The sequence below is a fragment of the Aeromonas sp. PrichA-15 genome, from assembly GCF_017939245.1.
Taxonomy (GTDB): domain Bacteria; phylum Pseudomonadota; class Gammaproteobacteria; order Enterobacterales; family Aeromonadaceae; genus Aeromonas; species Aeromonas caviae.
In genome coordinates this window covers 1-25,295 of the sequence record NZ_JAGKRH010000247.1, presented here as the reverse complement: position 1 = coordinate 25,295, position 25,295 = coordinate 1, and the positions used below count along the sequence as shown (strand labels likewise).

At 61.4% G+C, this 25,295-nt stretch carries 20 protein-coding genes and 2 pseudogenes; 13 read left to right on the top strand and 9 right to left on the bottom strand.

Annotation, left to right across the window (positions count from 1 at the left end):
- Positions 1–189 precede the first annotated feature (189 nt).
- Positions 190–594 carry an IS200/IS605-like element ISAs26 family transposase gene (gene tnpA, locus J9889_RS20560; RefSeq protein WP_102948427.1) on the top strand — a complete coding sequence of 135 codons (405 nt, stop codon included), beginning with the start codon at positions 190–192 and terminating at the stop codon, positions 592–594.
- 58 nt (positions 595–652) lie between these two features.
- Positions 653–1,489, top strand: a pseudogene (locus tag J9889_RS20555) (chitinase C-terminal domain-containing protein); the annotation flags it as partial.
- A gap of 341 nt (positions 1,490–1,830) precedes the next feature.
- On the opposite strand, the gene J9889_RS20550 reads toward J9889_RS20555, so the two are convergent.
- From J9889_RS20550 to J9889_RS20520, 7 genes are all read right to left on the bottom strand, one after another.
- On the bottom strand, positions 1,831–3,066 hold the full coding sequence (locus J9889_RS20550; RefSeq protein ID WP_042014300.1) for a tetratricopeptide repeat protein: 1,236 nt from the start codon (positions 3,064–3,066) through the stop codon (positions 1,831–1,833).
- 11 nt (positions 3,067–3,077) lie between these two features.
- A complete protein-coding gene (locus J9889_RS20545; protein ID WP_010675477.1) occupies positions 3,078–3,713 on the bottom strand; it encodes an energy transducer TonB in 636 nt (211 codons plus the stop codon).
- A 16-nt stretch (positions 3,714–3,729) separates the two neighbouring features.
- Positions 3,730–4,137, bottom strand: a complete 408-nt coding sequence (locus tag J9889_RS20540; protein ID WP_010675476.1) for a biopolymer transporter ExbD — start codon at positions 4,135–4,137, stop codon at positions 3,730–3,732.
- Positions 4,138–4,203: 66 nt separating this feature from the next.
- Positions 4,204–4,731, bottom strand: coding sequence for a MotA/TolQ/ExbB proton channel family protein (locus J9889_RS20535; protein ID WP_045525714.1), 528 nt, complete (start codon positions 4,729–4,731; stop codon positions 4,204–4,206).
- Positions 4,732–4,741: 10 nt separating this feature from the next.
- On the bottom strand, positions 4,742–6,115 hold the full coding sequence (locus J9889_RS20530) for a MotA/TolQ/ExbB proton channel family protein (RefSeq protein ID WP_210557914.1): 1,374 nt from the start codon (positions 6,113–6,115) through the stop codon (positions 4,742–4,744).
- Positions 6,112–6,876 (bottom strand): DUF3450 domain-containing protein, encoded by a 765-nt coding sequence (locus J9889_RS20525; RefSeq protein WP_161470148.1) that lies wholly within the window; start codon positions 6,874–6,876, stop codon positions 6,112–6,114. Before J9889_RS20525 ends, J9889_RS20530 begins: the two co-directional genes overlap by 4 nt.
- Positions 6,877–6,978: 102 nt before the next feature.
- Positions 6,979–9,585, bottom strand: coding sequence for a TonB-dependent receptor (locus J9889_RS20520; RefSeq protein ID WP_210557911.1), 2,607 nt, complete (start codon positions 9,583–9,585; stop codon positions 6,979–6,981).
- Between the two features lie 736 nt (positions 9,586–10,321).
- Here J9889_RS20520 and J9889_RS20515 point away from each other — a divergent pair.
- The 5 genes from J9889_RS20515 to J9889_RS20495 all read left to right on the top strand — a co-directional run bounded on the left by J9889_RS20515 (position 10,322) and on the right by J9889_RS20495 (position 16,449).
- The gene (locus tag J9889_RS20515; RefSeq protein WP_010675471.1) at positions 10,322–11,347 is read left to right on the top strand and encodes an ABC transporter permease subunit; all 1,026 of its coding nucleotides are present in this window, start codon (positions 10,322–10,324) and stop codon (positions 11,345–11,347) included.
- Between the two features lie 2 nt (positions 11,348–11,349).
- Positions 11,350–12,393, top strand: coding sequence for an ABC transporter permease subunit (locus J9889_RS20510; protein ID WP_042865049.1), 1,044 nt, complete (start codon positions 11,350–11,352; stop codon positions 12,391–12,393).
- Positions 12,394–12,475: 82 nt separating this feature from the next.
- Complete coding sequence (locus J9889_RS20505) at positions 12,476–14,293, top strand: extracellular solute-binding protein (RefSeq protein WP_048207020.1); 1,818 nt, start codon at positions 12,476–12,478, stop codon at positions 14,291–14,293.
- 25 nt (positions 14,294–14,318) lie between these two features.
- Positions 14,319–15,356, top strand: coding sequence for an ABC transporter ATP-binding protein (locus J9889_RS20500; RefSeq protein WP_039040349.1), 1,038 nt, complete (start codon positions 14,319–14,321; stop codon positions 15,354–15,356).
- Positions 15,357–15,447: 91 nt separating this feature from the next.
- Complete coding sequence (locus J9889_RS20495) at positions 15,448–16,449, top strand: dipeptide ABC transporter ATP-binding protein (protein WP_049636600.1); 1,002 nt, start codon at positions 15,448–15,450, stop codon at positions 16,447–16,449.
- Between the two features lie 629 nt (positions 16,450–17,078).
- Here J9889_RS20495 and J9889_RS20490 read toward each other — a convergent pair.
- A complete protein-coding gene (locus tag J9889_RS20490; protein ID WP_045525722.1) occupies positions 17,079–18,530 on the bottom strand; it encodes an aminoacyl-histidine dipeptidase in 1,452 nt (483 codons plus the stop codon).
- A gap of 927 nt (positions 18,531–19,457) precedes the next feature.
- Between J9889_RS20490 and gpt the strand changes: the two genes are divergently transcribed.
- The 6 genes from gpt to J9889_RS20460 all read left to right on the top strand — a co-directional run bounded on the left by gpt (position 19,458) and on the right by J9889_RS20460 (position 25,153).
- Complete coding sequence (gene gpt / locus J9889_RS20485) at positions 19,458–19,925, top strand: xanthine phosphoribosyltransferase (protein ID WP_039040347.1); 468 nt, start codon at positions 19,458–19,460, stop codon at positions 19,923–19,925.
- A 174-nt stretch (positions 19,926–20,099) separates the two neighbouring features.
- The gene (frsA, locus tag J9889_RS20480; RefSeq protein WP_010675462.1) at positions 20,100–21,368 is read left to right on the top strand and encodes an esterase FrsA; all 1,269 of its coding nucleotides are present in this window, start codon (positions 20,100–20,102) and stop codon (positions 21,366–21,368) included.
- Between the two features lie 62 nt (positions 21,369–21,430).
- Positions 21,431–21,823 (top strand): sigma factor-binding protein Crl, encoded by a 393-nt coding sequence (gene crl / locus J9889_RS20475; protein ID WP_053288752.1) that lies wholly within the window; start codon positions 21,431–21,433, stop codon positions 21,821–21,823.
- Positions 21,824–21,968: 145 nt separating this feature from the next.
- A complete protein-coding gene (gene proB, locus J9889_RS20470) occupies positions 21,969–23,072 on the top strand; it encodes a glutamate 5-kinase (RefSeq protein WP_048207022.1) in 1,104 nt (367 codons plus the stop codon).
- Positions 23,073–23,104: 32 nt separating this feature from the next.
- Entirely contained in the window at positions 23,105–24,361 is a 1,257-nt protein-coding gene (locus tag J9889_RS20465; RefSeq protein WP_262512438.1) for a glutamate-5-semialdehyde dehydrogenase, read from the top strand.
- A 156-nt stretch (positions 24,362–24,517) separates the two neighbouring features.
- Positions 24,518–25,153, top strand: coding sequence for a murein L,D-transpeptidase catalytic domain family protein (locus J9889_RS20460; RefSeq protein ID WP_210557909.1), 636 nt, complete (start codon positions 24,518–24,520; stop codon positions 25,151–25,153).
- An 18-nt stretch (positions 25,154–25,171) separates the two neighbouring features.
- Here the strand turns inward: J9889_RS20460 and J9889_RS24295 are convergent.
- Positions 25,172–25,295: pseudogene (locus tag J9889_RS24295) on the bottom strand (IS630 family transposase); the annotation flags it as partial.

The following is a 25,295-nucleotide window of genomic DNA, read 5'->3' as shown; positions in this document are numbered from 1 at the left end:
TCCAGAATGCGTTTGGTTTCTGCCAGCCCGTGATTCCAGACATAACGAGCACAACCGCCCAACTGGCGCAGGCGTTGCGCTTGTTGGGCTGTCGGTTCGAGTCGGAATTTGTAGGCTTTCAGAATTTGCATTTAGCGCTCAGTGTGCAGCATTATTGCCATATCTATTAATGCCCGATTGAGTGACAGAATGCAATTCACTAAAATTAATAAATCACGCCATGCGGCCTACGTTTTGCACGTACATTTGGTGTTTATTACCAAGTATCGAAAGCCGATACTGGGGGATCTGCATCACGCTTCATTCGGTCAGTGTGCGGCAGAGGTTTGCAGAGGTTTTGGTGCGGAACTGAAAGAGTGTGACGGAGAGGCTGATCATGTTCACATGCTGATAGAGTACGCGCCAACGGTGCAGCTATCGGTACTGGTGAACTCGTTAAAGGCGGTCACATCAAGGCGACTGCGTAATGAATTTCTGGACTTGAGAGGTGCTTACAGCAAACCCGTACTCTGGTCACGCTCTTACTTTGCGGGCTCTTGCGGCGGAGCACCGTTGGAGGTGATCAAGCAATACATTCAAAACCAGCGGGGCTGACGCCCCGGCGAAATTCCCCTCCCACCTACGTCGGAGGGAGTCCCCTTTCGCATTTAAGATGGGTCACAAGCTCGACTACATCGTCAAGCGGGGCCTGGGGGGCGTCATGTTCTGGGAGATGGCGGGGGACTATGACTTCGATGCCGCGAAGAACGAGTACGTGATGGGCAGCACCCTCACCAGCCTCGCCTACGAGAAGTTCAGCAAGGCCGACAAGGCGGCCCTGAAGCAGAACGATCTGCCGGCGCCGGCCGCCCAGCTCGACATCGGCGTGAGCCTCTCCGGCTTCAAGGAAGGGGACTCCAACTACCCGATCAACCCGACCCTCAAGCTCACCAGCAAATCGACCCAGACCATTCCGGGCGGCACCCGCATCGAGTTCCTGGTCCCCACCTCCACCTCAGACACCATCACCGACCAGAGCGGCATGGGACTGAAAGTGGTGGAGAGCGGTGGCAACCAGAACTCGGACGGCATCGCCAATGAGAAGGACTTCCACAAGGTGGCTCTGACGCTGCCGGCCTGGAAAGCCTGGACGCCGGGCACCGACGTGGAAGTGGCCATGACCTACTACCTGCCGGCCGCCGGCGTGCCGAGCGGCATGCGCCTGATTGCCGGCAGCCAGACCATAGGTCTGAAGTCCGACTTCCCGGCCCTGGCCGAGGCGGTGCTGGGCAGCAGTGGTGGTGGTGACGGCGGCAGCGGTGGCACCACCTGTGCCAGCCAGAACGTCAACCCGGCGGACTACAATGCCTATCCGACCTGGCCGCGCGGGGATCACGCCAATGGCAACGACCGCATGACCAACGGCAAGGCGGTGTGGCAGGCCAACTGGTGGACCAGCAGCGAGCCCAAGACGGGCGATGGCAGCTGGAAACTGATATGCAGCTACTGAGTTGTCCAGGCTGCTATACCAGCAGCGAACTCAGAGTGGGCGACGGCAGCTGGAAGCTGGTGTGCAGCTACTGATGACCGTTTGAGCGGCAGGCCGGCACTTTGCATGGCCTGTTCTCTCGCAAGGCAATGACCCAATCCGGAGCCCAGGCTCCGGATTTTTTTGTACCTTGTATCAGGAGAAGGAGGGGGAAAAGGGCAGGGGCGGTGCCATAAAAAAGACCGCTCCGAAGAGCGGCCAATTGCCACCAAGGCAATCTGCGGGGTGACCCCTTGTCGATGTGTCGCGGCCCGGATGCCGAGTCGGGGAGATCCCCGTCCCGCCAGCCGGGCCGCGCAGCTTTATTGGGTGACGGCGCCGCCCTGCTGCTCTTTCAAGAAGCTGATCCAGGGGGAAGCACGACCACTGACGTTGCCATTCTGGGCGGCCTGAGTGAAGGCGGAGAGCGCCTCCTTGGGCTTTTGCTGCTCAAAATAGGCGACCCCGGTCAGGAACTTCAGATCCGCCCGCTGCTCGCCGCTGGCGTTGGCGGCAGGCTTGGCGGCGAAGGCCACCAGATCCTGGTAGCGCTTGCTCTGGATCATCATGCGCGCCATCTTGAGCTGCAGCTCGGCATTGGGGGCCAGCTTGTAGGACTTGGCCAGGGTGTCGATGGCCGGGTCCAGCTCCTTGGCCTGATGCCAGTAGTTGGCCAGCGTCTTGTAGTTGGCCGCGGTGCTCTCGATCTGCCCCTCCTTCATGGCTTTCTCCATCACGCGGGCGGCGCGGTGGGGAATGCCGGCGAAGGCGAGGTAGTTGGCGAGCCGCTGCAACTCGTTGGCCTCGGTCAGCATGCCGAGGTTGTAGGCCCCTTCCAGTGCCGCCAGGGCCTTGGCATCGTTGCCCGCCTGCATGTGCATGGCCGAGAGCTGGGTCCAGTACTTCTTCTTCTCCGGGTAGCGGTCCACCAGGGCGGTCAGCACCTCGGTGGCCGGCTTGTACTGTTTCAGCTCGTAGTGGGCCGCCATCTTCAGCAGGTACCAGGACTCCGGCGCCTTGCCCGCGGAGAGCTTGATCGCGTTGTCCACTGCCGGAATGGCTTCCCTGTACTGCTTGAGCTGCACATGGGCGTTGGCCAGGGTGATGTAGGCATGCGGGGTCGGCTTCTCGTCCTTGCCGAGGTTTGCGAACCACTCCTTCATGGTGTTGATGGAACCCTTGAAGTTCCCCTCCGCCATGTAGAGCTGGGCCAGGTTGTAGCGCACCTGCTGGGCCACCGGGGGCGGCAGGCCGCCGGTGGCGATGGCGTCGGCGAAGTACTTGGTCGCCTGACCGTACTTCTCCTGCTGCGCCGCCACGAAGCCCAGGGTCTGCAAAATGACCCCCTTGTCGTAGACCCGCTCGCCAGCGCCGGACAGCGCCTCCTGCAGCTTGGCATTGGCCTCGCCGTATTTCTTCTCGGTGATCAACGCCTGGGCCTTGTTGACCGCGCGGTAGGCGCGGTCAGACAGGGCGGGTTGTTCGGCGGCCCAGGTGGCGGTGCTGAGCAGCACCGCCATGGCCACCGGGGCGAGGATCAGGGTATGTAACTTTTTCATCGCCACCCTCCTTAGTTGGTCGCAAACTCGATCTCTTGCTGCATGCGACTGGCCTGCGGCTTGCCGTCCACCATGGCCGGCTTGAAGGTCCACTTGGCGATGGTCTGGCGCGCCGCCTTGCCGAGGTCATAGCTGCGGGGCTCTTCCTTGACGATGCGGATGTTGCTCACGGTACCGCGCTCGGTGACGGTGAACTCCACCAGTACCTTGCCGGATGCGAGACCGGCCAGGGCCGCCTTGCGGGGCATCATGGGCTCGAAGGTCGCCATCGGGATGGCGCCGTTGTTGCCACCCATGCCGCCGCCACCGCCGCCGGTGCTGTAGGCACCCAGGGCGTTGCCGCCACCGATGTTGACCGGGATGTCGAGTTTGGGCATGTCCATGGGGGAGCTGTCCATCTTCGGCCTGTCCGTGCTCGCCACCTCCATCTCGGGCGGGGGCGGCGGGCGTTTCGGGGGCGGCGGTTTGGGCAGCTCGCGTTGTTTCTCTTGCAAGGTCTCCTGAGGCTTGAGGCGGATGAAGTCGGTCATGGTGACGTCCTCCCGCTCCGTCAGCTCCCGGTGATCCGGCGTGATGAGCTTGTTCATTCCCAGGAACAGGAAGAACACCACCACGCAGGAGACCGCTAACGATATCAGGTATCTCATGGCATTCGCTCCGGCATCAGCTGCTCTTGTCGGCGGCGATGGAGATGTTCTGGACACCGGCCATGCGGATCTGGTCCATGACCTGCACCACCAGACCGGAACGGGATTCGCTGTCGGCCTGGATCACCACGGCGCTTTCCGGGTTCTCCGCCCGCAGCCGCTCGATGTTGGCACGCACCGCGCCCACTTCGACGATGCGCTTGTCGACCCAGACCTGGCCGTTCTCGCGGACCGCGACCATGATGTTCCCCTTCTTCACCGTTTCGGCCGTGCTGGCGCTCGGGCGGTTGATCTCCACGCCGGACTCCTTGACGAACGAGGTGGTGACGATGAAGAAGATCAGCATGATGAACACGATGTCCAGCATGGGGGTCAAATCGATGGCCGCCTCGTCAGCACCGCTGTCGCTGTGACGTTTTCTCATGGCAAAAACTCCTTGCTTGTTCTGTGCCCCGGCGGGCATGGCCCGGCCGGGGATGTGCATCCTGCATCAGCCGTGTTTCAGGTTGTCTTCCAGCTTCTGCACGGCCAGCTTGGCCTTGTGATCGAGCCGGCTGACAAAAAACAGGCCGGAAAGGGCGGCAATCATGCCCGCCATGGTCGGTACCGTCGCCTTGGAGATCCCCGAGGCCATCGCCCTGGGGGAGCCGGTGCCGGTGATGGCCAGGGTATCGAACACCTGCACCATGCCTACCACGGTCCCGAGCAGCCCCATCAGCGGGCAGAGGGCGATCAGCACCTTGATGACCGGCATCCCCTTGTCCACCGCCATGGCGACCTGGGAGACCAGCTCGCGGCGGATCTGCCTGGCGGACCAGGAGAGGTGATCGGTGCGGGCCAGCCAGGCCGTCTTGGTCTGTTTCACCTGCTGGGGATAGACCGCCATGAAGTAGAACCAGCGCTCCAGCAGCAGGGCCCACATCATCAGGGTCAGGAAGAACAGGGCGACCAGTACGTCGCCCCCCAATCCCAGAAACCGGCGGACCGACTCGACTTCTTCAATCAACCAGAACCACATGGGTGACTCCTTAGGCTGCGGCTTTGGCGGCGTGCAGACGTTCCTGATAACGGGCAACGAAACCGGCGCTCTGCTCTTCCAGTACCTGGATCAGACGGCGGCTCTGGGTCTGCACGATGGTGTAGAGGAACAGCATGGGCACGGCCACGACCAGACCCTGCATGGTGGTCACCAGGGCCTCGGAGATACCGCCCGCCATCAGCTTGGGATCGCCGGTACCGAACAGGGTGATGGCCTGGAAGGTGGCAATCATCCCGACCACGGTACCCAGCAGGCCCAGCAGCGGGGCGACGGAGGCGATCAGCTTGATGAGGCTGATGCCCTTCTCCAGCTTGGGCACGTTGCGCAGGATGATCTCGTCGAGCTTGGATTCCAGATCCTCGATGTTGTCGCCACGATGGCTCTGGTAGGCTCCCAGCATCTCGCCGATGGGGTTGCCCTTGATGATCTGCTCGGATTTCAGTTGCTTGCGCATGGCACCGCCGATGAGGGAGAGACGGGCGCCGCAGAACAGGGCCAGCAGGGTACCGATGACACCCAGCGCCAGGATCACGTAACCCACGGAGCCACCCTGATCGATGCGCTCCTTGAGGGTCGGCGATTGCACCAGCAGGGAGAGGATCACGCCGCGGGACGGGTCGATGAAGATGGGTTCGACGCTGCCGCCACCCTGTTCAAACTTGGCGACCGGTTCCAGCACCGCGTTCTCGGGCTGGCGGGAGAGTTGTTCGAACTTGCCGGTCTCCGGCACGAAGGTGAGGTACTTGCCTTCGGAGACGGTGTTGAACTCACCGATCTGGGTCACGGTCTTCTGGGCCTGGTTGCCCTCGCCGTAGACCACGGTGGCAGGGATCTGGCTCACCTTGCCACCGTCGACCATGCGGCTGAGGGTGGTGGTCCAGAAGGCGGTCAGGTCATCGCTGGAGGGCAGTTCCTTGCTCTCGGCCAGGCGAGTCAGCAGGGCAGTCTGCTCGGGATGTTCGACCCGGCGGGCGGAGGCATTGAAGATCCCCTTGAATTCACCGGCGAACTGGCGCAGCACGCCAAACATCTCGCCCATGTTGCCGGAGCGCTGGCGCAGGGTCTCGGTCAGCTCGGTGAGCTGCTTGTCGTTGGCATCGAAGGTGGCCTTGAGCTTTTCGCCCCTGGCGACTTCGGCGGCGAGATCCGCCTTGGCCTTGGCGAGCAGGGCCCCCTGTTCGTTCTTGTCAGCCAGGAAGCGGGCTTCCCGCTCCTTGTTGAGCTGGGATTCGCTGGTGCTGGCAGCCTTGACCTGATTGAGCAGGGCGTTGAGATCCACCGGTTTCTCGGCGGCGGTCACCGGCAGGGTGACCAGGGTAGCGCCCGCGATCAGCGAGGCGATGGCAAGTTTGATTCCTTTCATGATGCTTTCTCCGCAGTTTGAACCGGCAGCTTGATGAGGGCGGGGGGCGCCTGCTTCTTCGCGATGCGAAGGCCTTGTTCAACCGCACTGCGATACTCCTGGGGCAACTCTTCCCACTGGCGGGTCTGCTTGTTCCACATGCCGGTCTCGTTGCCATCCGGGGATTGGTAGAGCAGGGCGATGCGGCCGACGCGCAGGAACTCGTAGGTCTTCTCGTCCCCATCCTTGTCCAGGCTCGCCTTGTAGGCTTCGATGGTGCGGCTGAAGCCCTCCTCGATCTGGTAGGCCTCGAGGATCTTGCGGTACTTCTCGGAGATGGTGACGTCGGCCCGGTTCATGAGATCGGTCAGGGCCGCCACGCGGTCCTCACGCTCCACCTTCTGGAACGGCAGATCCAGGGAGACGAACTGCTCGAGGGAGTCGATCATCTTGAGCATCAAGGGCACCACTTCGGTGCTGGTCTGGTCGATCTGGGCGATCTGCTTTTGCATGGAGGCGAGTTCGGCGCTCTGGGAGTCGACCATCTTGCCCACTTGCTCGTTGTAGGCGCGCAGGCTGTCCACCTGGCGCAGGGCGGCCTTGTACTGGGCCAGGGCAGACTCGGCAGACTCGGCGTAGCTGTCGATCTTCTGCTGGGAAACTTTGGATGCATTGTCGGTGGCGGCTTGAGCGTCCACGGCCTGACCGGCGGTGGCGGCACTCAGATTGAAGCTGGTCAGCAAGGCAGCCGAAATCAGGCTGCCGAGGAGCGCTTTCTTCATTGTAATTGTCCTTGTCTTCATAGGATTACCCTATCTCCGTAACTTCCTTGGGACCTTGGGCAAAGCCGGCCCGAACGGGCCGGCTTGTCATCTGCAGGTGAATTAGAACTTCTGGCTGTAGTCGAGGTAGTAGATGCGACCGTCGATGCTGTAGAGATCTTCGTTATAGGTGAAGCCATCGCTCTCGAGGGACGGGCCCGAGTTGAACATGTTCTTCACCCCGACCTGGATCTTGCCATCCCAGGGAGCATCCACGCCGACGTTCAGGTTCCAGGTGGTCTGGGACGCGATGTGGCCCACTTCCTCACCGGTATCGGCGATATAGTCCTGGCTCTGGGAGTCGATGTAGTTCGCGCTCAGGTAGGTATCCATGTTCCACCATTGGGGAACATTGACGCCGACACCGGAGCTGAAGCGCAGCTGCGGCAGACCGTTCTGGCCGATCTTGTCGATGACGGGGCCACCGGCGTACAGACCTTCCTCGTACTCGAGGATGTAGGTACCGCCCAGGTCGTAGCGGATGGTGGCGTAGTTCAGGTCGTACTTGTAGTCCACCTTCAGATCAAGACCCGAGGTCTTGAGGGTGCCCAGGTTGACCATGGGCGCGATGGCGCCGCTGATCTTGCCCTGGCTGTTGCGGGTGATGTAGCTGGAGCCGCCGCTGTTCAGCTCGTCATAGATGACGGACTGCAGGGAGTTCAGCTGGATCACGTCCTCGATCTTGATGGTGTAGTAGTCCAGGGAGAGGTTCAGGTCATCCACCGGGCTGTAGGCCACCCCGAAGTTCCAGGTGTCCGCGGTCTCTTCCTTCAGCTCCTCGTTGGAGGTACGGGTGGTGTCGTACTGGCGGTTCGGGCAGTCGGCAGCGGAGATGCCGTTGGCCTCGCAGTAGACATAGTCCTTGGCCCAGTCGGCGGAGTAGGAGTCAGCCGAGTAGAGGTCGCTCAGGCTGGGGGCGCGGAACGAACGGGACCAGGAGGTGCGCAGCATCAGGTTGTCCAGCGGCTGGTAACGCAGGCTCGCCTTGGGGGAGAAGGCGCTGCCGAAGTCGCTGTACTTGTCGAAGCGACCGGCCACGTTCAGCTCGATCTGCTCGGTGATGGGCACCAGGGACTCGATGTAGGCGGCAGTCACGTCACGCACGCCACCGGAGGAGTTGCCTGCGGAGCCGATGATGTTGCCGGCTTCGGACTGGGCGTCGTATTTGTCGGCATAGACCCAGTCGTTGTACTCGGCACCGGCATACCAGCTGACCGGACCGGCCGGCAGTTCACCCATGTCCCACTGGACACCGGCGTACCACTGGTAGAAGTCCATGGTGGAGCGGCGGCTGGTGTCGGCGGCCATGGAGGCCGTGGTGGAGGCGTCGAACTCGCCACCGACGAACTTGCCGTCGGCGACCGCCTGCTGGGCGGCGGACTTCAGTACGTAACCGGTGCCGTTCTCCTTGTTGTCGGTCTTGGAGTACATGTAGCCGGCGTTCCACTGCATGTCGCCGACGCTTTCAGTGGTGATGGTACCCTCGAAGCCCAGGTTCATGCTGCCGGTCATGTCGGTGACCAAGTTGTCGCGGGGGCCGACGTTGTTGAAGCGGTAGTAGGCATAGGCAGCTTCACCCAGACCCTGGGTGGCGGCGGCATCCAGGCCGTTGTCGGCGAAGAACTGGGCGTTCTTCGGGTTGGCCGGGTCAATGGTGAAGGCACCGGCGGCCGGGGCGTAGCGGCCGAAACTCTCGACCCGGGAGCCGATGATCTGCGGCACGAAGTCGACGTTGTCGTTGATGTGGTAGCGACCGTTCACGTACAGGGTGTCACGGCTGCGGGAGGCCGTGGTGGCCTTGACCTGGCCGTAGTTGAAGTTACAGCCGTCCTCGAACCCGACGAAGGGGGACTTACAGGTGCCATCGGCATTGGTGGCGCCGGCCAGCGGGCCGTATTTCCAGATGCCATCCCCGTTTGCATCGAGGCCGGTGATCCCTTCCACGTTGCGGCCGTAGGCGTTGGGGGAGTCGTTGCCCTGCTTGGCAAGATAGTCCCGATCGCGACTGTAGATGACGTCCTTCTTGTCGTGCTCGTAGACCGCCATCAGGGAGCCCTTCTCGCCGTTGATCCCCGCGACCATGGAGCCGCTCTTCTCGTCACCGCCGTCTTCGGTCGGGGAGCCAAGGCGTCCCTGGAAGCTCAGGCCTTCATAGCCCTCTTTGAGCACCACGTTGATGACACCACCGATGGCGTCGGAACCGTAGATGGCGGAGCCGCCGTCCAGGTTGACTTCGACCCGCTCAACGGCGGCCATGGGGATGGTGTTGAGGTTGATGGAGGTGCCGCCCATGGTGGGGGAGCCCGCCACCCGCTTGCCGTTCAGCAGGACCAGAGTACGCTCTGAACCCAGGCCGCGCAGGCCGACGGTGGCTTGGGACTGGAAGGAGCTGCCGGAGGCCGGGGAGACGCCGCCAAAGGAGTTATAGGAGGCCTGCTTGAGGTAATCGGCGACGGTCTGCTGACCGGATTGCTCGATCTTCGCCTTGGTCACGGAGACGACCGGGGTGGCGCCTTCCACATCGACTCGGGAGATCCGCGAGCCGGTGACCTTGATTTTTTGCAGTTTTTCGACGTTCTGGCCCTCTTCGGCCAGGACAGGGGTGGCCACTACTGCCGCGCTCGCCAAGGCAAACGCTACGGCAGCAGAGAGTCTGCTTTTCCTAAGCATCGCTAGTATCCTTCCTGATTGTTTTTTGTTTGCTTCCATTACCGCCCTCGTTGGAGCGGTGCGTAAGGCTTATCAAGGTTTGGTGATGGACGTCAAATGGAGCGGCGGGGATGGGGGCAGTAGAGGGAATTAGATGGGAATATGCACTTGATGGAATATTTTTGGCGTTTTATTCCGTAAATGCCGCGTCAACTTATGTAAAGATGTTGTTAGGTTCGATTTTTACAATTTTATTGATTATTTTTGAACTTATCGATAAGTCGCTTGTCACTCCAGTGTCGATATCGAGAAAACGGTTTTTTGTAGTATTTTCATCTGCTTTTGTGGCGAGAGCGTTTTCCGGGGAACGGAGGGTGGGGGCGGCTATCCCTCTTCTATAGGTAAATAAGAAAGCAGTCCGACTTACCGTTAACTTGTTGATTTTGTTCTGCTTGATATGGATTAAAACACCTGTGTAATTAATTTTTTAATAATTAAAATCGAGTTGGACGGGTAGGCGTAGCAGTTTTTTATATTGAAGTTGGGTTTTTTGGAAAAAATCATCCGCGGGATATGCTGCGGGGGGACATTCCCGGTCGCAGACCGGGTTCTACTTGATTTTTGTTGCAGAGCTTTTACAGTGACCGAGCCGGATTGTCTGTCAATGCCAGTCAATTCAGTGAGTAATGCCAGGTAAGGATAGGCCCGTCACCGGATGTGACTGGCCATAAAAGAACAACAAGGACGAGGTTCCACCATGCTGTCGTATTTCCTACGTCGGATGCTTTTGATCATCCCGACGTTTCTCGGTATCACCCTGCTCGTCTTCACCATCACCCGCTTCGTGCCGGGCGGCCCGGTCGAGCGCATGCTGCTGCAGGCGCAGGTCTCGCAAAACGAGTCAGGCCGCTCCAGTGGCAGCAAGGGGGCGCAGGCACTCTCCGACGAACAGATTGAAGAGCTCAAGGCGTTCTACGGTCTCGACAAGCCCATGCTGGTCGCCTACTGGGACTGGTTGCAGAAGCTGGCGGTGCTGGATCTCGGGGAGTCGACCCGTTATTACGAGCCGGTGTGGGATCTCATCAAGGAGAGGTTGCCGGTGACCGCCTTCTTCGGGCTCGCCACCTTTCTGCTGAGTTATGCCGTCTCCATCCCGCTCGGGGTGGCCAAGGCGCTCAGGCACAACAGCCGCTTCGATTCCCTGAGCTCCATGCTCATCTACATGGCCTATGCGCTGCCCGCCTACGTGGTGGGGATCTTCCTCATCACCGTCTTTGCGTTCCATCTGGAGTGGCTGCCCATGGGGGGCTTCCCGGGGGACGAGTTTGACGGGATGGAGAGCAGCTGGGATCAGATCCGTACCGTCTTCGCCCACGCCCTGCTGCCGCTCATCGCCTACGCCATCGGGGATTTCGCCATCCTCACCATGACCATGAAGAACAGCCTGATGGAGAACCTGTCGGCGGATTACGTGCGCACCGCCGTGGCCAAGGGGCTGCCGTTTCGCAAGGCGGTGACCGATCACGCCATGCGCAACAGCCTGATCCCCATCGCGAGTCACTTAGGGTCGGTGCTCACCGTCTTCTTCGGGGGCTCCTTCCTCATCGAGACCATCTTCAACATCGACGGCATCGGCCTGCTCGGTTATGAGGCCATTGTCGAGCGGGATTACCCCACCGTCATGGGCATTCTGGCCATCACCTCCATGCTGATGCTGGTGGGGAACATTGTCTCCGACATCTGCGTTGCCTTGGTCGATCCCCGCGTGCGGTTTGGAGAGTGAGCATGAACCTGAATCCGGTAACTCTGAAAAAACTCAAGCGCTTCAAGTCGATAAAGCGCGGCTACTACTCCTTTGTCATCTTTTCGGTCCTGGTGGTCATCTCTCTGCTGGCGGAATTGCTGGTCAACAGCCGGGCCCTGGCGGTGAGCTATCAGGGGGAGCTCTATTTCCCCACCTATGGGGACGTGATCCCGGGCCAGCACTTCGGGCTCGACTACGAGTACGAGACCAACTACCGCCAGCTCAAGAGCCAATTTGCGAAGGAAGGGAAGGGGGATTGGGTGTTGCTGCCCCTGGTCCCCTGGAACCCCTATGAGCAGGACTTCAAGGAGGAGGCCTATCCGCCCTATGCCCCGAGCCTGGTGGAGCGCCACTTCCTCGGCACCGACACCAGCGGTCGCGACGTATTGGCACGGCTGGTCTACGGCTTTCGCATCGCCATCGGCTTTGCCTTCATCGCGCTGGTGGCGAGCTATGTCATCGGGGTCAGCATCGGCTGCATGATGGGGTTCCTCGGCGGTCGATTCGATCTCCTGATGCAGCGTTTCATCGAGATCTGGTCCCAGGTGCCCTTCCTCTACGTCATCATGATCCTGGTCTCCCTGGCCAAGCCGAACTTCGGCCTGTTCGTCGGCATCAACGTGCTGTTCGGCTGGATGGGGATCACCTGGTACATGCGCACCCTCACCTACAAGGAGCGGGCACGGGACTACGTGATGGCGGCGCGGGCCCAGGGGGCGAGTACCCGGCGCATCATCTTCAACCATATTCTGCCCAATACCCTGATGATGATCGTCACCCTGGCCCCGTTTGCCGTGGTGGGCAACATCTCCACCCTGACGGCGCTGGACTACCTGGGCTTTGGCCTGGCGCCGCCGACCCCGAGCTGGGGGGAGCTGCTCTCCCAGGGGATCAACAACCTCGACGCCATCTGGATCGTGAGTTCGGTGGTGGCGGCGGTGAGTCTGGTGCTCATCATGGTCTCCTTCATCGGGGAGGCCATCCGGGAGGCGTTCGATCCGCGCAAATTTACCCGTTATCAGTGAGCGGTGGCGCCTTGCCAGGGCACATCGACAGGACCCTTAATGAAGACGCCCCCAGTGCAGGGGCATGACCAGGAAGTCAAACATGAACAATAAAATCAAATGGACAGGTGCTCTCTTTCTGCTGTTGAACGGATCCTGGGTGTGGGCGGCCAGCCTGCCCGCGGATCTGACGTGGGAGACCAACGACACCGACCCCGTGTTCGCCTCTCCCAAGGCGCTGCCCGGCGGCAACCTCAATCTCTTCGTCGACAGCTTCCCGTTGACGTTTCGCACCGTGGGGCCGGATTCCAACGGCTCGTTCCGCTCCTTCATCCTCGACAACCAGATGAGGCTCATCAGCTTCCATCCCAACACGGGCAACCCCATTCCGGCCCTGGCGAATGCCTGGGCCATCGCGCCGGACAGCCAGACCGTCTATTTCAAACTCGACCCGCGCGCCAAGTGGTCCGACGGCAAGCCGGTCACTGCCGATGACTACACCTTCGGCTACGAGATGATGCGCTCCAAGGACATCAAGGGCCCCTGGTTCAACAACTACTACACCACCGAGGTGGTGGCGGTGGAGAAGATTGACGACCACACCATCCTGGTCAAGGCGGGCAGCCGCAAGGCCAAGCTCGATCTCCTCAACACCACCGAGCTGTGGCCCCAGCCCAAGCACTACTACAAGATGGGCCCGAACTGGGTGAAGCAGTACAACTGGGCCGTGGTACCCACCACGGGCCCCTACGTGATGAGCGACGTGAAGAAGGGCAAGTCCGTGACCTTCAGCAAGCAGAAGGAGTGGTGGGCAAAAGACGATCGCTACAACCAGCACAGGTTCAACCTCGACACCATCAAGGTGCAGGTGATCCGCGACCACAACATCGCGTTCCGCCACTTCCTCAAGGGGGAGCTGGACACCTTCGAGATGATCCTGCCCAACTGGTGGCATGAGAAGGCGGTCACCCCGGAGTACAAGCAGGGATACGTGCAGAAGGTGATGGCCATGACCGACACCAAGCAGGGGGGGCAGGGGGTTCACCTCAACGTGGCCAATCCCAAGCTGGCGGATCTCAACGTGCGGCTCGGTATCCAGCACGCCTTCAACATCGACAAGATGATAGAGACGGTGCTGCACGGCGACTATGACCGCGCTACCACCTTCGGCTCAGGCTTCGGGGCCTTCACCGACATCGCGCTCCCTGAGCGGGCCTACGACATCGCCAAGGCACGGGAGTACTTCGCCAAGGGCGGCTACGGCAAGCAGGGACCGGACGGCATCCTGCAAAACGACAAGGGAGAGCGGCTCACCCTGGCCCTCACCTACACCAGCCAGGAGCACTCCAAGCGGCTGACCGTGCTCAAGGAAGAGGCCAAGAAGGCGGGCCTGGATCTGGAGCTCAATCTGGTGGATGGCGCCACCGGCTTCAAGGTGATGCTGGAGAAGAAACACGAGGCGGCCTGGCTTGGCTGGGGGGGCGGCGGTCTCTATCCGCAATACTGGGAGTCCTTCCACTCCGACAACGCCAACAAGCCCCAGACCAACAACCTGTTCAACGTGGCTGACAAAGCGCTCGATAGCCTGATCGACGCCTACAACGTCGAGTTCGACATGGACAAGCGGGCCGCGCTTTCCCACCAGATCCAGCAGCGGATCTATGATCTCGCCATCTTCGTGCCCGGCGTCCAGCTCAACTACGTGCGAGCCAGCAGCTGGCGCTATGTGATGCTGCCGGAGGTGCCCGCCACCCGCAACACCCCGGATCTGCTCTACTGGCCCATGGATGGCTACCCCCACAGCAGTGGCGGCCTGCTCTGGATCGATCCCAAGGTGAAGGAGGAGACCCAGAAGGCCAAGGCTGACGGCAAGGCGCTGGCCCCCATCACCCTGATCGACAAGACCTATGCACATCATTGATGTGGCCCAGAAGGGAGCAGCAGTCATGCCCAACACACAGGCCACCGCCCCCGGCACCAGAGATCATGAGGGGCAGTCTCTGTCCCCCATCCTCGAGGTGCGGGATCTCGAGGTGGAGTTCGCCGTCGACGACGGCAAGATCAAGGTGCTCGACGGGGTCAGCTTCCAGGTCGCCCCGGGCAAGACCCTGGGGATAGTCGGCGAGTCCGGCTGCGGCAAGAGCGTCACCTCGCTGGCCATCATGGGGTTGCTGCCAAGGCCCCACGGTCAGGTGGTGGCGGGCTCCATCCGCTTTCAGGGGGAGGAGCTGCTCAATCTGCCGCCGGAGCAGATGTACAAGGTGCGTGGCAACCGTATCTCCATGATCTTTCAGGAGCCCATGACGGCCCTCAACCCGGTGCAGACGGTCGGCGATCAGCTGATGGAGGTGTTTCGCCTCCACCGTCCCGATTACAGCAAGGCCCAGCGCCGTGACGCCGCCATCGCCATGTTGCAGAAGGTGGGGATCCCCGAGCCTGCCCAGCGTTTCGCGGCTTATCCCCACAATCTTTCCGGCGGCATGCGCCAGCGGGTGATGATCGCCATGGCGCTGGCCTGCGAACCGGCCCTGCTCATCTGCGACGAGCCTACCACGGCGCTCGATGTGACCATCCAGGCCCAGATCCTGGATCTGATGAAGGAGCTGCAAGCCCAGACCGGCATGGCCATCATCTTCATCACCCACGATCTCGGGGTGGTGGCGGAGCTGTGCGACGAGGTGGTGGTGATGTATGCCGGGCGTGCGGTGGAGCGGGCCGATATCTATGAACTGTTTGACCACCCGCGCCATCCCTATACTCATGGTCTGATGGCCTCGATCCCGCGTCTGGAAGATGTGCCAAAGAGCCTGCTCAAGACCATCAAGGGTCAGGTGCCCGCCCTGCACGAGATGCCGGCGGGGTGTCGTTTCTCCAACCGCTGCCCCCATGCCACGCCCCTTTGCGTGGAGACCATACCGGTGACCGAGCAGTTGAGCGAACGTCACGGGGTGGCCTGCCACCACTGGAAGGAGGTGAGCCTATGAACGGTCTGGTGTTACGGGGTGTCGTAGGGCAGCCTGGCGGCGGGAAGGCGACCAGGTCGTCTGCTGCCATGAATCGTCGGGGATGGAAGTCATGACCAGCTTGTTGTCGGTAAGCAATTTAAAGCAGCATTTCAAGATGGGTGGCGGTTTCTTGCGCAAGCAATACACCGTCTACGCGGTGGATGGCATCAGCTTTGATCTCAGGCAGGGGGAGACCCTTGGCCTGGTGGGGGAGTCGGGATGCGGCAAGTCCACCCTGGGGCGTTCGTTGCTCAAGCTGTTCGAGCCGAGCGCCGGCTCCATCACCTTCGAGGGGCGTGACATCACCCACCTCTCGCCCAAGGAGATGCGATCCCTGCGTCAGGAGATGCAGATCGTGTTCCAGGATCCCGCAGAATCCCTCAACAGCCGCCACACGGTGGGGCAGATCCTGGAGGAGCCTTTCATCATCCACGGCAAGGGCAGCGCCGAACAGCGCCGGAAATGGGTGCAGGAGCTGCTGGAGAAAGTCGGCTTGCCCGGCAGCGCGGTGGATCGCTACCCCCATGAGTTCTCTGGCGGCCAGCGACAGCGCATCGGCATCGCCCGCGCCATCGCCCTCAAGCCCAAGCTGCTGGTGTGTGACGAGGCGGTGTCGGCGCTCGACGTGTCGGTGCAGTCCCAGATCGTGAACCTGCTGCTCAATCTGCAGCGGGAGATGAACCTCGCCATCATCTTCATCGCCCATGACCTGTCGGTGGTCAAGCACATCTCGGACAGGATTGCGGTGATGTATCTGGGCCGGATCGTCGAGCTGGCCGAGGCCCAGGCTCTCTACCTGGCACCGCGCCATCCCTATACCCAGGCCCTCATCTCCGCCATTCCGGTGCCGGATCCGCGGCGGCGCAGCCAGCGCATCCTGCTGACGGGGGATGTGCCGTCCCCCATCTCGCCGCCGAGTGGCTGCCACTTTCACCAGCGCTGCCCCCATGCAACGGATCTGTGCCGCACCCGCTCGCCCGCCCTTGAGGCGTGCGGCGGGCAGGGGCATCAGGTGGCCTGCCATTTCCCCTTGCCCGTGCAGGAGGCGGTGCCACTGGGAAAGGCGATATGATGCCGGCGCCCGCCACGTCGCAACCGGCATCGCTGCAAGGTGGCACCGAGGAGGCGCAATAGAGGCGGAAACGGGATAAAAAAATGGGGCCTGCGGGCCCCATCTTCATGGTTGGAGTTCAGGTTTGGCCGTGGAAATTCTGGCCCGGGCAGGACAGCGCCCCGATGGGGGTGGCTGCTGTGTGGATTGCTGAGTTGTTTTGTAGTTTTATTACGTTACCAATTTCAACTTCCGGACAGGCGATATCAGGCGCCATAACGGAAGTAGTAATTGCGGGTTGCAGGCGCATAAGTGTCTTTCTCTTCAGCACCTTTCTTGCTGGTTGCACCCTTCAGGTGGAACAGCACTGCCAGATTCTCGAACATATGATGACCTCGTTTCTCTGTGGTTCATGGGTTGTGTGACCTTGGTCACGTTCTGATCCTAGGGGCATATGTGAGCTGGATCAACTTTTTGTGTTGTAAATTTACATAAATCATGGAAAAGGTTTTCAAATGCAGACCTGTTCATGGATACGATTTCAAGCCAGGGCCGCGCGTGGAATCGGGGATATGAGAGAGGTGGCCGAGGAGGGAGCACAAAAAAGATGCCCCGCACGGGGCGGGGCATCGGTATGGTCGTGAGCTGGCTTACTTGGCCGGGATATGTTCCAGCACGTGAACCAGCAGTTGCCAGAAACGCTCGACCGCCGGGATGTGTACCTTCTCCCCCGGTGCGTGAGCGCCACGGATGGTCGGGCCGAAGGAGACCATGTCCCAGTCCGGGTAGGCGCTCTTGAACAGACCGCACTCGAGGCCTGCGTGGATCACCATGACGTTCGGCATCTCGCCAAACAGGGTCTGGTAGCTGCTTCGCACCAGCGCCATGACCGGTGAGTCGACGTTCGGGGCCCAACCCGGGTAGGCGCCGGTGAACTCGCAGCTGGCGCCGGCCAGGGTGAACAGGGAGCGGGTCATCTGCTCGATGTTCTCGCGACCGGAATCGATGAGGGAGCGGATCAGGCACTGCACATAGACTTCCCCCTCGAGTGTCTTGATGACACCCAGGTTGGTGGAGGTCTCGGTCACGCCCGGGATGGCGTCGCTCATGCGCATCACCCCGTTCGGGCAGGCCATCAGGGCATCCAGCAGGCGGCTTTGCAGGGACTCGCTCATGAGCTGGGCCGGTTTCTCCCGGGCGGTGAGCAGCACGGTGAGGTTGGCCTCGGTGGCGGCCAGCTCGCTCTGATAGATGCCGGCGTAGCGGTCCACCAGGGCCTTGAAGTCAGCCACGCTGGCGGCGGGCACCAGCAGGCTGGCACGGGCCTCGCGGGGGATGGCGTTGCGCAGGGTGCCGCCGCTGAGATCGCCAAGGCGCACCCCCAGCGGTTCGGCGGCCTTGAGCAGACGGACCAGCAGCTTGTTGGCGTTGCCGCGGCCGCGATGGATGTCGACCCCGGAGTGGCCGCCGCGCAGGCCCTTGACCTGCAGCTCGAAACCTTCACCCTCGGTGGCAGCAACCAGCTCCAGGGGGAAGCGGATATTGGCATCCACCCCGCCGGCGCAGCCCATGTAGACCTCGCCATCCTCTTCGGAGTCGGTGTTTAGCAGGATCTCGCCTTCCAGCCAGCCCGCTTCCAGACCGAAGGCGCCGGTCATGCCGGTCTCTTCGTCGGTGGTCAGCAGCACTTCCAGCGGGCCGTGCTTGATGGTCTTGTCGGCCAGCACGGCCAGGCAGCCCGCCATGCCCATGCCGTTGTCGGCACCCAGGGTGGTACCACGGGCGGTGACCCATTCGCCATCGATGTAGGCATCGATGGGATCGGTGGTGAAGTCGTGCTGGGTGTCGGCGTTGGCCTGGGGCACCATGTCGATGTGGGCTTGCAGCACCACGGCCTTGCGGTTTTCCATCCCCGGCGTGGCCGGTTTCTTGATGATGATGTTGCCGACGGCATCTTGCTTGACCGCCAGGCCTTCTCCCTGGGCCCATGCGACGATCCAGGCGCTCAGTTGGGCTTCGTGCTTGGAGGGGTGGGGGATGGAGCAGATCTGCTCGAAGAATTGCCAAATCAATTTGGGAGACAGAGAACTGAGCTGTGCCACGTCGGGACTCCTTACCAGCATGGAAAATGTCGGGCCCCACTCTGCGGGCCGGGGAAGAGGATAACGATAATACAGTCAATCACGCAAAAATGTGAGCGATCAGCGCAAATGACGCTCTGCTTGTGCTGGGAAAGGGAGCATGGATGGCGAACTTCACTACCTGCCTTATTTGTGTCAGCACAACATCAATTTTGTGATGTCAGTCACAAAAATATTGTCTTTTGGGCGCCGGGTGGTAAATTAGCCGCCGTGGCCAGCCCACTTGTCAGGATGACAATCAATGCCTCCAGGGAACCGAAGCAAAGCAAGTGCGCCTCCATGGAACCGAGTGTCAGTTCAAGGATGTGAACCCGCATTAAGGTACGTAACTTGTTAAGCAATCAGGAGTTTATGATGTCAGGCAGCAATTCAACCTATTGGTTTGCCCAATCTCTCTATACCCAGGGCTTCAACTACCCGAATCCCTACGCCACCCGCCGTTAAGGCTCGCAGGCGTCACAGGTAACAGCAGCAGGTGCGTGAGGATCCTCTCCTCCCCCTGCTATTTTTTTGCCCGAATGTCATGGAATGTGTCTCAAACGGCTAACCTGTCGGTGTCGCCGGAGCCCTCCCAAAAGGGCGACAGAGCGGGAGATGGCGGACATTTCCTGTTTTTCGCATACGTTTGCCGCTCAATTTATCCATAAAGAGTGCTATCATACCGGCCCAACAGCCGGCCCGAGATCGGGAGTCCACCCGAGATGGCCGCCAGCTACACCCCATCCCTGTTCGCATTGCATCCGTTTTTGCCGCCGAGGCGTCAGCCCCGAGGCCGAAAAAGTGCAAGCAAAATTCGGGAAACGGGGTGCCAGAATTGACCTGAACCCGTCTCTTTGCCGGGTTCTCGCCTCATAAGTGATTGCTTTATAACTCGTTGAGATCGATAGCATGCCAAAAAAGTTCTATGTATCGTGGGATAACCTGCAACGCGAAGCGCGCCGTCTGGCCCGTCGTCAACTGCCTGTCAGCCAGTGGAAAGGGATCATCGCCGTCAGCCGCGGTGGTCTGGTGCCTGCGGCCCTGATGGCCCGCGAACTTGGCATTCGCAATGTCGAAACCCTCTGCATCTCCAGCTATGACCACGACAACCAGCGCGAGCTGGTGGTGGTGAAGGCTGCCACCACCGCAGGTGACGGCGAAGGCTGGCTGGTGGTGGACGATCTGGTGGACACCGGCGGCACCGCCAAGGCGATCCGCGAGCTCTACCCCAGAGCCAAGTTCATCACCATCTTCGCCAAGCCCATGGGCGAACCCCTGGTGGATGACTTCGAAGTCGCCATTCCGCAGGATACCTGGATTGAACAGCCCTGGGACATGGCGCTGGAGTTCGCCAAGCCGATCTGCGACGAAGCGTAATCGCCCCACCGGTCGCGACCAGTGACTCCCCGGCATTCGGGAGCGGACTGATCCGTCGTGATGCAAGGTTGACCACATTGAGCCCCTTTTGGGGCTCAATGCGTTTCTGGTGTGGCTGCTCGATGTGAAAAGTGGTTAAGATGGGACATTGTTTGAGACAGAAGAGCCACCATTTTGGAACCAAACGACGATACCAATCTGACGGAAAAGCTGTTTACCCGGGTCAAAAAGGTATTGGAAACTTCCGAAGTCTCCAACTCGAGCCCCGTCGACGAGCAAGACAGCGCACTGTCTGACAGCTTCATCGATGGCGCCCTGTCGCCCCGCTGGTATCGCCTGCTGCGCAGACCGACCTGGGCCTGGCAGGGGGCCGATCCCGTCGAGGTGGAGCAGACCCTGGCGCACATCGCCATGGGGCAGGGGGAGCGCAGTCACGAACGCTATCTGGACACCATCAAGGGCTATGTGCCCGGCAACTGGGTCTATGAGTGGAGTCAGCTCGCCGGCCGTTATTTCAATACGGGGCGGACGCTGCTGGGGGAAGGGGATCGCGCCGCGGCGCTGAAGAGCCTGCTCAAGGCAGTGCGCTACTACTCCATCGCAAGCTACCCCCACCTCAAGCACGACGAGCTGGCGGATCAGGCCCAGTTGCTCGGCAACATGGCCTATCGCGAGGCCGGACGCCTGTTCAAGGTGCCCCTCAAGGAGTTGCAGGTCCCGTTTCGGGGCAAGACCATCCAGGGCTACCTGCATCTGCCCACCACCGAGAAACCTGTGCCCCTGGTCATCGTCAGCGGTGGCATCGATTCGCTTCAGGTGGACTTCCTCAACTTCTATTTCAAGTGTCTCGAGCCCCATGGCATCGGGATGCTCTCCCTGGACATGCCGGGCACCGGCTATGCCGAGCACTGGCCCCTGGTGCAGGACACCAGCCGCCTGCACCAGGCGGTGCTCAACTACCTCTCGGAGGTGGCCTGGGTCGATCACCAGCGCATCGCCATGGTGGGGTTCCGCCTCGCCGGCAATGTGGCGGCCCGCCTCGCCTTCGTCGAGCCGTTCAAGCTTCGGACCGTGGTTTGCATCGGTGCCGGCATCAACCAGGTGTTCACCAATCAGGAGATGTTCGCCCGCTGCCCGCGCATGATGCGCGACGGGCTGGCGAACCGGCTGGGGGCGGACGCGGCTCAGTGGGATCTGCTGCGCACCAAGTGTCAGGTCTTCTCCCTCAAGACCCAGGGATTGCTGGGGAGTCGCACTTCCGTGCCGATATTGAGTATCGGGCACAAGAAAGATTTTATTTGTCCCGAGCAGGATGTCCGGGCATTGGCCGCTGCGAGTCGCAACGGCAAGGCGGTGGTGTTTGACAAGCAGCCACTGCTCGAGGTCTATGACGAGGCACTGAAAGAGACGGTAGACTGGCTCAAAAAGCACTTATGTACATGATATAAAACTAAAAATGTAACATCACCATGTGATGGTATGGCTTGTTCAACAGGGAGGTTAGCATGTCGGAAGGAGTGACTTACAAGCGATTGCTGCGGCAGTTCGCGGCCATTGGCCCCTATTTGCGTGAAGACCTGTGCGAGGAGGGCCGATACCGCTTTGACTGCCTGTCCGTCTGCGTCAGCGCCAAGCCTGCCCCGGACAAGCGGGAGTTCTGGGGCTGGTGGCTGGTGCTGGAGCAGGCGGATCACAGCTTCAGCTACCACTATCAGACGGGGTTCTACAACGCGGACGGGGAGTGGATCGACAAGGCGCTGCCCAAGAAGCATCAGGCGGAAGTGGAACGCACCCTGCAACATTTCTACAAGCTCATCAGCGGCAAATTGACCCAGCTGGAGTGCACCCTCTCCCCCGCGAAGCAGGTGACCGCCGAACTGAGCGTGACGGCAGCCTGATCCCCAAGCCCCGCATCTTCCCGGTGCGGGGTACCCCGATGCTTTGTCACCGAGCCTGCAACTGCCTGGCGAGGCTTAATTGCCTTGCAGGGCAGGAGGGCCGTGGGTATAAAGGGATTCCTTACTTTTCTAACCCTTCGTTCCCATGGAAAACAGAACCATAGTCGTCAAACTGGGCACCAGCGTGCTCACCGGGGGATCTGCCCGCCTCAACCGTGCCCACATGGTCGAGCTGGTCAGACAATGTGCCGCCTTGCATCGACACGGGCACCGTGTCGTGCTGGTCACGTCGGGGGCCATCGCCGCCGGTCGCGAGCATCTGGGCCACCCTCCGCTGGCGCCTACCCTGCCGAACAAGCAGATGCTGGCGGCGGTGGGTCAGACCCAGCTCATCCGGGTATGGCAGGACCTGTTCAACCTCTACGGGCTGCACATCGGCCAGATGCTGCTGACCCGCGCCGACCTGGAAGACAGGGAGCGCTACCTCAATGCCCGCGACACCCTGCGCACTCTGCTCGATCACCGCATCATCCCCGTCATCAACGAGAACGACGCCGTGGCCACCGCCGAGATCAAGGTGGGGGACAACGACAACCTCTCTGCCCGTGCCGCCATCCTGGCGGATGCGGACTTGCTGGTCCTGCTCACGGATCAGAAGGGGCTCTTCACCGCCGACCCGCGCACCAACCCGGATGCCCAGCTCATCGAAGAGGTGCAGACCATAGATGACACCCTGCGCTCCCTTGCCGGTGACAGCGTGAGCGGCCTTGGCACCGGTGGCATGGCCACCAAGTTGCAGGCCGCCGATGTGGCACGCCGCGCCGGGGTGGACGTGGTGATTGCCACCGGCCAGATCCCGGAAGTGATCGGCCGCCTCGCCGCCGGGGAGCGGGTGGGGACCCTGTTCCCGGCCCTGGCATCCCCCCTGGAAGGGCGCAAGAGCTGGATCCTGGCAGGGCCCCCTCCTCACGGCGAAGTGCAGGTGGATCAGGGGGCCGTGGCCGCCATGCAGGAGAAGGGCTCCAGCCTGCTGCCCAAGGGCATCGTCGCGGTGAAGGGAGATTTCGTGCGTGGCGACGTGGTGCGTATCCTGGATCCCAAGGGGAGCGAGCTGGCTCGCGGTATCTGCCGTTACGACCATCTGGAGCTGGATCGGCTGCGCGGTGTCCACTCGGATCAGATTGAACAGGTATTGGGTTACGGCTATGGGGCCGTGGCCATCCACCGTGATGACATGGTGCTGCTCTGAACAGGGCGACACCGCATGAACAAAAGGGAACTGTGATGAGTCTGGAGAAAATGGGGCAGGCGGCCCGTGAAGCCGCCTATCAACTGGCCACCGTCAGCACGGCACAGAAGAACCGGGCGCTGGCGGCCATCGCCGATGAACTGGAAGCACGCAGTGCCCAGATCCTGGCGGCCAACGAGAAAGACATCGCCGCCGGGCGCGAGGCGGGGCTCACGGAAGCGATGCTGGATCGCCTGCTGCTCAACCCGGCGCGCCTTGCCGGCATCGTGGCGGATGTGCGCAAGGTGATCACCCTGGACGATCCGGTCGGGGCCGAAATCGACAGCCGGGTGCTGGAGAATGGCCTGCGCCTCTCCCGTCGCCGGGTGCCCATCGGGGTCATCGGCGTCATCTACGAGGCGCGCCCCAACGTCACCATCGACATCGCCAGCCTCTGCCTCAAGACCGGCAACGCCAGCATTCTGCGCGGTGGTCGCGAGACCTTCCACTCCAACCTGGAGCTGGTGCGGGTGATCCAGCATGCCCTGGCGGCGTCCGGCCTGCCCGAGGCGGCGGTGCAGTACATCGACAACCCGGACAGGGCGCTGGTGGCCGAGTTGCTGCGCCTCGACCGCTACGTGGATATGATCATCCCCCGCGGCGGCGCGGGTCTTCACAAGATGTGCAAGGAGAACAGCTCCATCCCCGTCATCATCGGCGGGTTCGGTATCAGCCATATCTTCGTGGACGAGAGCGCCGATCTGGCGCGTTCCCTGGCGGTCATCGAGAACGCCAAGGTGCAGCGCCCCTCCGCCTGCAACGCCCTCGATACCCTGCTGGTACACGAGAAGGTGGCGGCCACCTTGCTGCCGCAACTGGTGGCTCTGATGAACGAGCGCAAGGTGACCCTGGTGGGCGCGCCCAATGCCATGGCGCTGCTGGCTGGCAGCGACAACCTGTGCGACGCGGGGCCGGAAGATTTCGACACCGAGTGGCTGGGGCTGACCCTGGGGGTCAAGGTGGTGGCGGACGTCAACGAGGCGCTCGCCCATATGCGCGAGCACAACGCCGGCCACTCCGATGCCATCCTGACCAACTCCCTCGCCAATGCCGAGCGTTTCGTCAACGGGGCCGGTTCGGCGGCGGTCTATGTCAACGCCTCCACCCGCTTCACCGACGGCGGCCAGTTTGGCCTCGGGGCCGAGGTGGCGGTCTCGACCCAGATGCTTCACGCCCGTGGCCCCATGGGGCTGACCGAACTCACCAGCTACAAGTGGGTGGGGCAGGCGGATTATCTCAGCCGTGCCTGATCCAGGCACGCTCAGCAAGCAGGACAATGCCGACTCAGGTCGGCATTTTTGTGCTTTTTTATTACTCGCAATCAATGGCTTGCATATAACTATCCAGCAGGATGCGGTGTCACCCGGGGCATCAGGCCAGCGACAGCAAGGGGAGCAACTTCAAGGATGAAGGGACAGGATAGGAGTGCGTGGTGGGGCAGCCTCTGGCTGAGCCTGCCACTGCTGCTGGGGGCGCTCTGTTTTAGCGGCGCCAGCCACGCCAGCTGGGACCAGGATCTCTATCGTCAGCTCGGGCTGGCCGGCAAGCTCGACAGCCGCGTGTTTCGCAAGGCCCTGGACGGTTACCAGAGCGTGCGCCACAAGCGAAAACCCATTCTCACCATCATCGACTACAGCAAGCCCTCGATCATGCGCCGGCTGTTCGTCATCGACGTCAAGCGCCACAAGCTGCTCTACCACACCTGGGTCAGCCACGGCCGCAATTCGGGGGAGCTGGCCGCCCGCCAGTTCTCCAATCAGATGAATTCCCGGCAAAGTTCCCTGGGGGTCTACCGCACCGCCGAGACCTATCAGGGCAAGCACGGTTACTCCCTGCGTCTCGACGGCCTCAGTCCCGGCAAGAACAGCAATGCCCGCAAGCGCGCCATCGTGGTGCACGGGGCGGACTACGCCAGCCCCAGGCATCTGCAGAAGTTTGACAAGCTGGGGCGCAGCTGGGGATGCCCGGCCCTGCCAAGGGAGCAGTCCAGGGCCATTATCGACACCATCAAGGGAGGGAGCGTCATCTATGCCCATGGCTGATACCAATCGGATTAAACATTAGGTCAGTTTTATCCAATCTCGGCTACAAAGTGACATCACCCGCTCCACATCGGCAATAAAGTGCTTCCAGGCCGATGTGCAGGCATCAAGGATGTCGTCGTAATCCTTGAAGCTGCGATTA